This is a genomic window from Pseudophaeobacter sp. (assembly GCF_039971195.1).
Classification (GTDB): domain Bacteria; phylum Pseudomonadota; class Alphaproteobacteria; order Rhodobacterales; family Rhodobacteraceae; genus Pseudophaeobacter.
The window spans coordinates 1-11,295 of record NZ_JBDWPJ010000148.1 but is presented as its reverse complement, the minus strand read 5'-3'; the positions used below and the strand labels follow the sequence as shown (position 1 = coordinate 11,295).

Sequence of the window (11,295 nt, the reverse complement as noted above, 5' to 3'; positions counted from 1 at the left end):
GGAAAAATCGCTCTTGGGCATGAGCTACCTGCAGCGCTGGTCCAGCATTGAAATTCGCAACGGCGCCTTAGTCTTAACACGCTAACTGCCTGCTGGTGGTCGGCGAAATTGGCATCCTGCTTGGGACAAGGCCCTCAGCTGGCAGAGACCAGCTGTTCCAGATGATCCTTTTCCAGCAACCCTTTGAATTCCAAACCAAGGTAATCGCCCTTACGCCAAAGCACCCGAGCCGGAATTGTCCAGCTGTCATAGATCACCGTGTGCTCAGGGAAGACCATCTTCTTTTCCGGGATCGTTACCTCAATGTCTCCCCCGACAGAACAGGCCGCTTCGGATTTCACCTTTGCCCCAATCTGGCTCACATCGACAATCTGAGCTTCGGATTTCTCGTCCTGATCCGGGGCCTTAACATGACAATCCGCACTGCAGAGAAAGCGCTTTTTCTTGCCGGAGTTCTTTTTGTGGATGCGATCAACTAGGATAAATGCGATGACACCAAAAATAAGAATAGAAACAGCGCCAATGCTTGCTGTCTGGGTCGAGACCAGGAAATCACTGGAGGTATCGCCAAAGGCACGCAGGTTGCCGTTGACATCCATACAGGGCAAAGACACCAGCTCCTTGCGGTAAGCATCTGTTTTCGCGCGCGACCGCAGTTTACGTGCAGTTTCAGCAGCTTTGAACTGGCCGCCGATAGAGCGGATCTTCAACAGGGTTTTTTGCAGGGCCATGTATTTCGAAGTGGGACCGCTGATCTTGTCAAAACCGTTCTCAGAGAGGCGCATGCGCAGGTCTACCACTGGAGTTTGCCTGAGGAACTGAGAAAGCCGACCAGCGGCCCCTGTATCAGCGCCTGTTTCCACATCATCCAGAAACTCTTCGCTCAGATGAACGAGAGTAGTTAATTCGTCAAACACTCTGCAGCTCAGTTCGCCGGTGGCGGCAGCTGCTTTGTTGGCTGGCAAAAGGAAAAAGAGTAGGAACAGGATGGCAAATCCCTGTTTCCCCCACTGAGCAGCGGCAGCTGTCAGAGAAAAGATGGTCTGCTGTGGCCGCCCAAAAGCGCCAAAGCATTTTCGAACTGGATCATTTCCGTTGCTCGTTCTCATCTCATCATACTCACTTCAGATCAGCCGGACGACACCATTTGATCTGCACTCACACCGTTTGAAGCATCTCTTTTTGATGCCCCTCACCCTCCGTCCGCAGTCGCGGAAAGCGTAGAATCTAGCTAGTCACCCTCACTATTTGCAAAACCAGCTAAGAAACCCTTACTTCGAATGGAATTAACGGTCTCCTGATGCCTCAAAGTTGCATGATTTCACTGAAAGGCTCCTAGCAAAGTATCCTAAAAGGAAATGGGAGGTACCTATCCGCCTGCCATCTGCCAGCAGACCCAAGTTGTTCCAACCCAGTCCTCCGGCGATTTTGTTACCTTGCAGTCTCCACAATTGGCATTGGTGCAGGGCAAGCTGCTGGAACAACCTTTCACAGATTGCAAGAGACAAACACCCAAGCAGAAAACTGGGATTCACGTCGCTCAATGTGTTTTAGCCCAGGGATCTGGCAGACTGAGGCCAACCTAAACTCTCACTCCAAGAAGGTTGCACTGTTGGCAAAACGTAGCTGCGAAGCGTTCAACAAATGATGGCCGCTACCGGGGTTTTGACAGCCAGAAAAGCAGAGCCTGTCAGGCTTCCGCCTTCTTTTCCCAGCGGCCAGTTTCCTCGGACCAATACTGAGCAGCGCAGCCTGCCCCTGTCAGCGCTTTCCACTGTCCGCGCGCCTGCTGGACCGCGTCCTGATCGTTGCCATCAAACAGGATACAGACCCGCTCCAGGGCCTGCACCTCTTCGGGGGTAACCTCAGCTGCATCCACCGTCATGATACATTCCGGCCTATTGGCGCTCTCGGCTGTTGTGGTCAGCAAGATCGGTTGCAGCGCGTCATGGGGACCGCCCGCCAACCCGTGGGCCAGAAAACTGTCGTCACTGCCCTGCCACAGGCTGTCATCCAGCCAGCGCATCCGGTCAAGATCTTGCCCGCGCACGGCTATGCGCCAGCCCGCACCACGGGCCTTTTGCAACAGCACCGGCAGGGTTTCCTGCAGTGGACGGCGGGTCAGATGGTAAAAATAGGCGGCCCCCATGGCTGTGTTATTCCATCTCGAACCTGTCTTGCACCAAACGATCCAACGCCATAACGCCCCAGCCGGTGGCCCCTTTGGGCGCATAGGCGGTGGCGGATTTGACCGAGGCCACCCCGGCGATATCCAGATGGATCCAAGGCATGTCGTCCTTGATGAAGCGTTGTAGGAACTGCGCCGCTGTAATCGAGCCCGCCGGACGGCCACCGACATTCTTCATATCGGCAATCCGGGATTTCAACTGGTCATCATAGCCCTGCCCCAGCGGCAGTCTCCAGGCGCCTTCGTCCGTCGCCTTAGCAGATTTGAGGAATCCATTGCAAAGGCTGTCATCATTGGAGAAAACGCCTGCGTTTTCATGGCCAAGGCCGATGATCACCGCACCGGTCAAGGTGGCCAGGTCGATGACGCCCGCAGGCTTGAACCGCTCCTGCGTGTACCACAACACATCACAAAGCACCAACCGCCCCTCGGCATCGGTGTTGATCACCTCGATGGTATCGCCCTTCATCGAGGTCACCACATCGCCAGGACGGGTGGCATTGCCCGAAGGCATGTTTTCCACCAGACCAACTAGCCCCACCACATTGGCACGCGCCTTGCGCAGAGCCAGGGCTTTCATGGTGCCGACTACAACGCCAGCGCCGCCCATATCCATGGTCATGTCTTCCATGCCCGCAGCCGGTTTCAAGGAAATACCGCCGGTATCAAAGACCACGCCTTTGCCAACCAATGCCAGAGGCGCCTCGCCTTCGGTACCGCCTTTCCAGTTCATGATGGCAACCTTGGAGGGGCTGTCAGAACCCTGCCCCACACAAAGAAGCGCGCCCATGCCCAGGTCTTCCAAGGCGGGTTCATCCAGAATTTCGATCTCCAACCCGATCTCAGACATCTCTTCGATTCGGCGGGCAAATTCGGTTGTGGTCAGCACATTGGCAGGCTCGTTGACCAGATCACGGGTCATGTGAACACCCTCGGCCACCGCTGCCAGCGGCGCGTAAGCTGCCGAGATCTCCTCATGGGCCTTATGCGCGATAGTCACTTTCGATGCTGGTTTTGCCTCGGCAGTGGATTTGTGATTGTCAAAACCATAGCTGCGCAGGGCAATGCCCATTGCCAGTTCCGCCGCCTTTGGCATTGATCCCGCCATCACCGTGAGCGATTTTTCAGGCGCTGCACCGACCAGTTTTGCGCCGGCCTGACGGGCCTCTACCGGGGTGACACGGCGTGGCAACACCAAAACCAACAGCGCCTCGGCTGCCATGCCTGCGGGCCAGCACAGCGAGATCACCGTTCCGGGCTTGTGTTTTGCAAAGCCGGGGTCCGCAATCAACCGCGCCAATGCGCCCTTGGTGAGCCGATTGGCACTGCGCGCCGCCTGATCCATAACCCCCTCTGGGGTAACCAGAACAACCACATGACCGGTCATGCCAGACAATTCCTTGGGGTCATAATCGGCAAATCGAATGGCGGGCAAAGTGCTCATGTCTGAGGGCTCCTGTCGGGGTCAAGTCTCTGTTGTTAAGTCAACAGGTAACCCGCTGCCGTTGCAATGGCCAGCCCCAAGGGGCACCGCATCTCTGCGGCTCTTTGCCGACGGAAACAGCGATCTCAGTATTGGCGCAGATTGCAGTTTTCCCCGGGAAACAAATCCTCTAAGGTTCCACAAAACGATAACGGCAGGGTCTGGGGGGATCGAGTGTCACGCTTCGACAGATATGTCCTGTCGCAATATCTGCTGTTCTTCGGCTTCTTTGCGCTAATTCTTGTTGCTGTCTTCTGGGTAAACCGGGCGGTGGTGCTGTTTGACCGTCTAATTGGCGACGGTCAGACTGCGCTTGTCTTTCTGGAGTTCACCGCCCTTGCCCTGCCCAACCTTATTCGGATGGTGCTACCAGTTGCGGTCTTTGCCTCGGCGGTCTGGGTCACCAACCGATTGCAAAGCGAAAGCGAACTCACAGTGCTGCGCGCCACCGGCTCCAGCCCTTGGCAAATGGCAAAACCGGCGCTGGCCTTTGGGCTGATCACTGCCTTGATGATGTCGATTCTCACCCATTTCCTACTGCCCAACTCGATCAACCAGCTGGCGCTGCGCGAACAGGAAGTCTCCCGCAACATCACTGCCAAGCTTCTGACCGAAGGCAATTTCCTGCATCCCGCCAAGGGCGTGACCTTTTACATCCGCCAGATTGACAGCGATGGCACCTTGAATGATGTCTTTCTGTCAGACCGCCGCGATCCGGAGCAAAGTGTGACCTATACTGGCACGCGGGCGTTTTTGGTGCGTGAGGCTGGCAAGACCCACCTGATCATGGTCAATGGCATGGCGCAGCGGCTGGACCGCGAAAAGCAACAGCTCTCCACCACAAATTTTTCTGATTTTTCATATGACATCAGCGCCTTGACCAACAAGTCCACAGATCACAAGCGCAACATTCGTGCCATCCCAAGCCGGGAACTGCTGCGCGATCCCGCGGCGATCACTGAGACCGAAGGCTATAGCGCTGGCGCCCTGGCCGAAGAATTGCACCTTCGCTTTGCGCGCGCTTTGATCTGCGTGGCCGTAGCCCTCATCGGGTTTTCAGCCTTGATGCTTGGGTCCTATTCACGGTTTGGCGTCTGGCGCCAGGCCCTGCTGGCCTTTTTGCTGTTGATTGTCGTCGAGGGGCTGCGTGGGGTGGTATCCGAGCCGGTAATGAATGCCCCCCAACTCTGGCCACTGGTCTACCTGCCGGCCTGCGTCGGAATACTCATTGCCCTTGCCTTTTTGCAACTGGCAGCCCGTCCCCCCGTTGCGCGCCGCCGTCCGGCACCGACGGTTGCGCTTGGTGCTGGCCCGGGCAAAACGGAGGCCGGGCCATGAAACTGGATTTCTATTATGCCCGCCGTTTCATGCAGTGGTTCGCCATCATCTGCGGTGTCCTGATGACCCTGGTTATTCTGATTGACCTGAATGAGCAAATCCGCCGTTTTGATACCGTTGATATCAGCGCTGGTCAGATCCTTGGGCTAACGCTGCTGAATGCCCCTGCCGCACTTAGTGAATTCCTGCCGCTGATCATGATTCTGACCACCATCGTCCTGTTTGTCGGCCTTGCGCGCAGCAGTGAATTGGTGGTGACACGCGCCATAGGGCGTTCTGGCATTCGCGCCCTTGCCGCGCCAGTGTTGATGGCTGCCCTGCTGGGGCTGCTCGCCGTCAGCACCCTGAACCCAATCGTTGCCGCCACCACCAACCGCTACAAGACCCTTGCGGACACCTACCGGACTGGGGGGCCTTCGGTGCTATCGCTGTCCGGAGAGGGGCTGTGGCTGCGCCAGGGCAGTCCCAATGGCCAATCCGTGGTGCATGCGGCCTCTTATGGTGGTGGGCGCGAAGATATCATTCTTTATGACGTGACCATCATTGCCTATGCGCCGGGGGGCGGTCCGATCCGCCGCATCATCGCAGAAAGTGCCCAACTGGACGGTGAAGAATGGCTGTTGAAGATAGTGAAAGTCTGGCACCTGACCGCCGGGCTCAACCCAGAGAAAACCGCTGCAACCCATGCCGAGCTGCGCTTGCCGACTTCGCTTACCCAGGATCGAATCCGCGACCGGTTGGGATCAGCCGATGGAATCTCGATCTATGATCTTCCGAGCACCATTCGCGATCTTGCTGAGGCCGGATTTTCGACCAAACGCTATCAGGTTTGGTACCAGGTTGAACTGGCCCGGCCTTTGTTCCTGATCGCCATGGTGTTGGTCGGCGCCGCCTTTACCATGCGCCACACCCGGTTTGGCGGCACTGGCCTTGCGGTGCTTACTGCAGTTTTATTGGGCTTTGGCCTGTACTTTATCCGAAACTTTGCGCAGATTTTGGGAGAGAACGGCCAGATACCGGTCGCTCTTGCCGCCTGGGCCCCGCCCGTAGCTGCCATTTTGCTGACAATGGGACTGCTTTTACATGCTGAGGACGGATAACATGCGCCGCGCTCTGATGCTCTCTGTGGTTCTTCCATGGCTCGTCCTGGCACCGCCAATTGTGGCGCAGGAGGTCGCGCCCTCGACTGAAACGGCCCAACCAGCGATTCTGGTGGCGGATCAGGTCTTTATCACCCCGGAACGTCGCCTGATTGCCAAGGGCAATGTCGAAGCTTTCCAGGGCGACATTCGTCTGCAGGCCAAACAGATCATCTTTGAGCAAAGCAGCGGCACGCTGCAGATCGAAGGCCCCATTCGCATTGACCAAAGCGGGGAAATTACAATTCTGGCCGATGCCGCCGAAATGGACCGGGATCTGCTCAATGGGCTGCTGACCGGCGCCCGGATGGTGTTTCAGCAGCAATTGCAACTGGCCTCCTTGCAAATGACCCGGGTTGGCGGCCGTTATACCCAGCTTTACAAGACCTCCGTCACCTCTTGCCATGTCTGCGACGACGGCAAGCCGCCGCTCTGGCAAATCCGGGCCGAACGGGTGATCCACGACCAGGTGGAACAGCAACTCTATTTTGAAAGCGCCCAGGTCCGCGTCTTGGACGTGCCGGTTTTCTACTTCCCCGCTGTGCGACTGCCAGATCCAACTCTGAAGCGCACCAGTGGCTTTCTGGTGCCTTCCACCCGCACTACGTCGAACCTGGGAACGGGCGTCAAAATCCCTTATTTCTTTACCCTGGGAGATCACCGCGACCTGACCCTGACGCCCTATGTTTCCAGCGGCACGCGCACCCTCGGAGCTCGCTATCGTCAGGCCTTTCGACACGGCGAAATCGAGTTTGAAGGCGCCCATACCCGCGATGATCTGCAACCCGGAGACAACCGAGGCTATCTGTTTGCAACCGGCCGATTTGACCTGCCGCGCGACTTCCAATTGGAATTTGATATCAAAACGGTATCCGATGACGCCTATATCGCGGATTACAGCCTGCCGGACCTTGACCGATTGCGCTCTGAAATCACTTTGACGCGTGCGGACCGCGACAGCCTGCTGAGTGCCGCATTGATAAATTTCAAAACCCTGCGGGACAGCGAAGACCAGGATTTGATCCCGTCAACGATCGGCGAAATTTACTTTCAAAAACGCTATTTCCCCAGCTCCATCGGCGGCGAGACCCGGTTGACGCTAGAGGCACACGGGCACAATCGAACTGCAGACCTCGAGGGCAATCAGACCACGGCAAATGGCCGCGACCAGGGGCGGCTCACTGCCGACCTGGACTGGCGACGCAACTGGCGCTTGTCGCATGGGCTGGAACTGGAATGGCAAGTCGGGGCAGCCGTCGATGGCTTCACCACCTATGATGATTCCTATTACTCGGAGCACAGCTCGCGCATCACCCCGCGCTCGGCCCTGACTTTGCGTCTGCCAATGTCCAAAACGGACACCAGCGGTGCAACCCAGTTGTTGGAACCAATTGTCCAGCTGGGATGGAGCAATGTGCATGGCAAAGACGCAGCACAAGATGAGAGCAACTTTGTTGAGTTTGATCAGGGCAATCTTTTGGCTCTCTCCCGCTTTCCAGCTGCTGATGCACGCGAAGACGGGCTGAGCCTTGCCTATGGAGTGAACTGGGCGCGCTATGCCAGCACAGGCTGGCAGGCCTATGCCACTGTTGGTCAGGTGTTGCGACAGGATGCAGACACCCGGTTCACCAAAAGCTCCGGACTGGGTGGAACATCCTCTGCCATCCTTTTGGCGGGTCAGTTGAAATTCAATGACGGCATCGCGCTAACAGCGCGGGGTTTGCTCAACAACTCCATGAACTTCTCCAAAGCCGAGGTGCGTGGCGATTGGTATAGCGACCAGATCGCCCTGTCTGGCAGCTATCTCTGGCTTGGCACCGACCCGGAGGAAAATCGCAACCAGGAAACGTCAGAGATCTGGTTTGATGGCTCTTATGAAGTCTCAGCCAACTGGAAAGCCAGCGCCAATCTGCGCTATGATATTTCAGATGCGCGGGCCACACGGGCAGGTCTCGGCCTAGCTTATAGCAATGAATGTGTGACGGTCGACCTTTCGGTAAACCGTCGTTATACCTCAACAACAAGCGTGGATCCGTCGACCGATTTTGGCTTTTCAATTTCGATGAACGGGTTTTCAGTTAATAACGGCAGCAAACAGTACAGGCGATCATGCAGACATTCTTGACCCAAGCCTTCTCCGTTTCCTTGATCCGGAGCTTTTCCAGAACGGCAGCCGCCATATCTCTGGCCTTTGCCCTTTCCTCAGGCGCCTCCCCTGTGGCCGCTCAAGGGCTGTTCGCACCAGCGGTGATCGTCGACAACGCAGTAATCACCAATTACGAGCTGCAACAGCGGGCCCTCTTCATGGTCATCCTGCGCAGCCCCGGCAATCCAGAGATCGAGGCAAAGAACGAACTGATCAAAGATCGTCTCAAACAGGCGGAATTGGCCCGGGTTGGCATTGCCCCTACAGCTGAAGACGTCACTGCGGGCATGACCGAACTGGCCGGTCGTGCCAATCTGAGCCTCGATGAATTCATCAAGGTTCTTGGTGAAAACGGCGTCGAGCCCGAAACCCTGCGCGACTTTACCAGCATTGGCCTTGGCTGGCGTGAATACGTTGGTTCTCGTTTTCTGGCCCGCGCCCGCCCCACCGAGGCAGAGATAGACCGTGCCATGGGCCAGGCCGGATCGGGGGGGGTTCAGGTTCTGCTGTCTGAACTGATCGTGCCGCTCAACGAACAAAATGCTGAGCAGGTTCAGCAACTGACCGACCATGTCGCCCAAATGACTTCCTTTGAGGCCTTCTCGGCCACCGCGACTCAGTATTCCGCCTCTGACAGTCGTTCCAACGGTGGGCGTCTGCCTTGGATGAACCTGACAAAACTGCCCCCCCAGCTGCAGCCCGTCGTGCTGGCGCTGGACACTGGCGAGATCACCGAGCCGCTGCCGCTTCAGGGAGCAGTTGCGATGTTCCAAATGCGCGGTGTGCGCGAGGTCACTGGCAGCAAGCAGCGATATTCCGCAATTGACTATGCAGCCTATTACATTCCAGGCGGGCGCAGCCCAGAGGCACAGGCCACCGGTCAAAAGATAGCCACGTCTTTGGATACATGTGACGATCTGTATGGTGTAGCCAAGGGTCAAGACCCAAGTGTGCTGGACCGCTTAAGCCTTGCACCGAATGAGATTTCGCAGGATATCGCCATCGAGCTGGCGAAACTGGACCCAAATGAGATTTCTCTCAACCTCACCCGCAACAACGGTCAAACCCTGATGCTGTTGATGCTCTGTGGCCGCACCGGTGAGCTGGGCGAAGGAGAAAGCCGCGAAACCATCGCCAATGCGCTGGTTCAGCAACGTTTGGCCTCCTTCTCGGACAGCTTTATCGAACAGCTTCGGGCGGATGCAGTGATCATCGAGAAATGACCGGTCCAGGTGCTCAGCCCATCGCCCTCAGCTGTGGCGAACCGGCTGGGATTGGCCCTGAAATCGCCACCAAAGCATGGCAGCTCTTGCAAGAGAGCTGCCCGTTTTTTTGGATCGGGGACCCGCGCCACCTGCCCGCGGATCTGCCACATCAGCTGATCCAACACCCCAACGAAGCCTTGGCTACCTGCGCCACGGCGCTGCCCGTGCTGCCCCTGGATTTTGCTGGCGACAGGGTCAAAGGCCGGGCAGATCCCGCAAATTCGCCTGGGGTGATCAAAGCCATCGAGTGCGGGGTTGATCTGGTGAAATCCGGCGCGGCCTCGGCGCTCTGCACGGCACCAATTCACAAAAAGGCCCTGATCGACGGTGCTGATTTTGCCTTTCCCGGGCATACCGAGTTTCTGGCGCATCTGGCGGGCAGATCCCGCGTGGTGATGATGCTGGCCAGCCCTGCCCTGCGGGTGGTTCCCGCCACCATCCACATCGCGCTGCGCGACGTCCCGCACGTCCTGACCCCTGACCTGCTGCGCGAGGTGATTGCGATCACCGCTCAGGGGCTGCGCAGCCAGTTTGGCATTGCCCAGCCACGCATTTCGGTCGCCGGGCTGAACCCCCATGCCGGCGAAGGTGGCGCCATGGGACAAGAGGAACTGTTGTGGATCAATGATCTCATCCGCGAGCTGAATTCGGACAGCTTGACCCTCACCGGGCCACATCCGGCGGATACTCTGTTTCACGCCGCGGCCCGCGCCCGCTATGATGCTGCGATCTGCATGTATCACGATCAGGCGCTGATCCCAATCAAGACGCTGGACTTTGATCGCGGCGTGAATGTCACCCTGGGGTTGCCCTTTATCCGCACCTCGCCTGACCACGGCACCGCCTTTGACATCGCCGGTACCGGCCAGGCCAATCCATCCAGCTTGATAGAAGCGCTGAAACTGGCTCAGACCATGGCGCAGCACAGCACTTCGCCCACTTGACGCACCCGAACTCACTGCCTATCCCAACCGCACCCTTTCTTTGACTGGCGCCCCGCAAGGCCGCGCGCCCTGGACATATAGACATGAGCGCCATCGACTCCCTGCCTCCCCTGCGCGAGGTCATCGACACCCATCAGCTGCTGGCCCGCAAATCGTTGGGGCAGAACTTTCTGCTGGATCTCAACCTGACCTCCAAGATTGCCCGCCAGGCCGGGGATCTGGGCGAATGCGACGTGCTAGAAATTGGCCCTGGCCCCGGCGGGTTGACCCGCGGATTGCTGGCTGAAGGTGCGCGCCGGGTGCTGGCTGTCGAAAAAGACAGCCGCTGCATGCCGGCCCTGGCAGAGATCGCAGAGGCATATCCGGGCCGGCTGGAGCTGATCAACGGCGATGCGCTGGATATCGACCCGCTGGCGCATCTTACCCCGCCGGTGCGCATTGCCGCCAACCTGCCTTATAATGTCGGCACCGAGCTTTTGGTGCGCTGGCTGACCCCTAAAGACTGGCCGCCCTTCTGGCAGAGCCTGACCCTGATGTTCCAGCGTGAGGTGGCAGAACGCATCGTGGCCCAGCCCGGCAGCAAGGCCTATGGCCGGTTGGCCCTGTTGGCCCAGTGGCGGGCCGAGGCCCGTATCGTGCTCTCCCTGCCGCCCGAGGCCTTTAGCCCCCCTCCCAAAGTGCATAGCGCGGTTGTGCATCTCACCGCCTTGGCAGAGCCACGGTTCCCGGCAGATTCCGCCACCCTGTCGCGGGTGATTGCTGCTGGCTTCAACCAACGTCGCAAGATGCTGC

General features: G+C 57.9%; 9 protein-coding genes and 1 pseudogene. 7 read left to right on the top strand and 3 right to left on the bottom strand.

Annotated elements, in window-relative coordinates; genetic code table 11:
- Positions 1–85 (top strand): annotated as a pseudogene (locus ABJP42_RS13200) (TIGR02281 family clan AA aspartic protease); the annotation flags it as partial.
- Between the two features lie 49 nt (positions 86–134).
- On the opposite strand, the gene ABJP42_RS13195 reads toward ABJP42_RS13200, so the two are convergent.
- The 3 genes from ABJP42_RS13195 to ABJP42_RS13185 all read right to left on the bottom strand — a co-directional run bounded on the left by ABJP42_RS13195 (position 135) and on the right by ABJP42_RS13185 (position 3,632).
- Complete coding sequence (locus tag ABJP42_RS13195; protein ID WP_348341074.1) at positions 135–917, bottom strand: PilZ domain-containing protein; 783 nt, start codon at positions 915–917, stop codon at positions 135–137.
- A 773-nt stretch (positions 918–1,690) separates the two neighbouring features.
- Positions 1,691–2,149 carry a DNA polymerase III subunit chi gene (locus ABJP42_RS13190; RefSeq protein ID WP_348341072.1) on the bottom strand — a complete coding sequence of 153 codons (459 nt, stop codon included), beginning with the start codon at positions 2,147–2,149 and terminating at the stop codon, positions 1,691–1,693.
- A gap of 7 nt (positions 2,150–2,156) precedes the next feature.
- Positions 2,157–3,632 (bottom strand): leucyl aminopeptidase, encoded by a 1,476-nt coding sequence (locus tag ABJP42_RS13185; protein WP_348341070.1) that lies wholly within the window; start codon positions 3,630–3,632, stop codon positions 2,157–2,159.
- 213 nt (positions 3,633–3,845) lie between these two features.
- On the opposite strand from ABJP42_RS13185, the gene lptF reads away from it, so the two are divergent.
- The 6 genes from lptF to rsmA form a co-directional block, all read left to right on the top strand.
- Positions 3,846–5,009 (top strand): LPS export ABC transporter permease LptF, encoded by a 1,164-nt coding sequence (gene lptF, locus ABJP42_RS13180; RefSeq protein ID WP_348341068.1) that lies wholly within the window; start codon positions 3,846–3,848, stop codon positions 5,007–5,009.
- On the top strand, positions 5,006–6,109 hold the full coding sequence (lptG, locus tag ABJP42_RS13175; protein WP_348341066.1) for an LPS export ABC transporter permease LptG: 1,104 nt from the start codon (positions 5,006–5,008) through the stop codon (positions 6,107–6,109). The genes lptF and lptG overlap by 4 nt, the downstream gene beginning before the upstream one ends.
- A gap of 1 nt (position 6,110) precedes the next feature.
- Positions 6,111–8,273, top strand: a complete 2,163-nt coding sequence (locus ABJP42_RS13170) for an LPS-assembly protein LptD (RefSeq protein WP_348341064.1) — start codon at positions 6,111–6,113, stop codon at positions 8,271–8,273.
- Positions 8,258–9,517, top strand: coding sequence for a peptidylprolyl isomerase (locus ABJP42_RS13165; protein ID WP_348341063.1), 1,260 nt, complete (start codon positions 8,258–8,260; stop codon positions 9,515–9,517). The genes ABJP42_RS13170 and ABJP42_RS13165 overlap by 16 nt, the downstream gene beginning before the upstream one ends.
- The gene (gene pdxA / locus ABJP42_RS13160; protein ID WP_348341061.1) at positions 9,514–10,503 is read left to right on the top strand and encodes a 4-hydroxythreonine-4-phosphate dehydrogenase PdxA; all 990 of its coding nucleotides are present in this window, start codon (positions 9,514–9,516) and stop codon (positions 10,501–10,503) included. The genes ABJP42_RS13165 and pdxA overlap by 4 nt, the downstream gene beginning before the upstream one ends.
- Before the next feature lie 83 nt (positions 10,504–10,586).
- On the top strand, positions 10,587–11,295 hold a 709-nt coding region (gene rsmA / locus ABJP42_RS13155), incomplete at its 3' end, for a 16S rRNA (adenine(1518)-N(6)/adenine(1519)-N(6))-dimethyltransferase RsmA (protein WP_348341059.1).

Coding starts and splice junctions, on each gene's coding strand:
- pdxA (WP_348341061.1), top strand. CDS start 9,514: ATGACCGGTCCAGGTGCTCAGCCCATCGCCCTCAGCTGTGGCGAACCG.
- ABJP42_RS13185 (WP_348341070.1), bottom strand. CDS start 3,632: ATGAGCACTTTGCCCGCCATTCGATTTGCCGATTATGACCCCAAGGAA.
- ABJP42_RS13170 (WP_348341064.1), top strand. CDS start 6,111: ATGCGCCGCGCTCTGATGCTCTCTGTGGTTCTTCCATGGCTCGTCCTG.
- ABJP42_RS13165 (WP_348341063.1), top strand. CDS start 8,258: ATGCAGACATTCTTGACCCAAGCCTTCTCCGTTTCCTTGATCCGGAGC.
- ABJP42_RS13190 (WP_348341072.1), bottom strand. CDS start 2,149: ATGGGGGCCGCCTATTTTTACCATCTGACCCGCCGTCCACTGCAGGAA.
- lptG (WP_348341066.1), top strand. CDS start 5,006: ATGAAACTGGATTTCTATTATGCCCGCCGTTTCATGCAGTGGTTCGCC.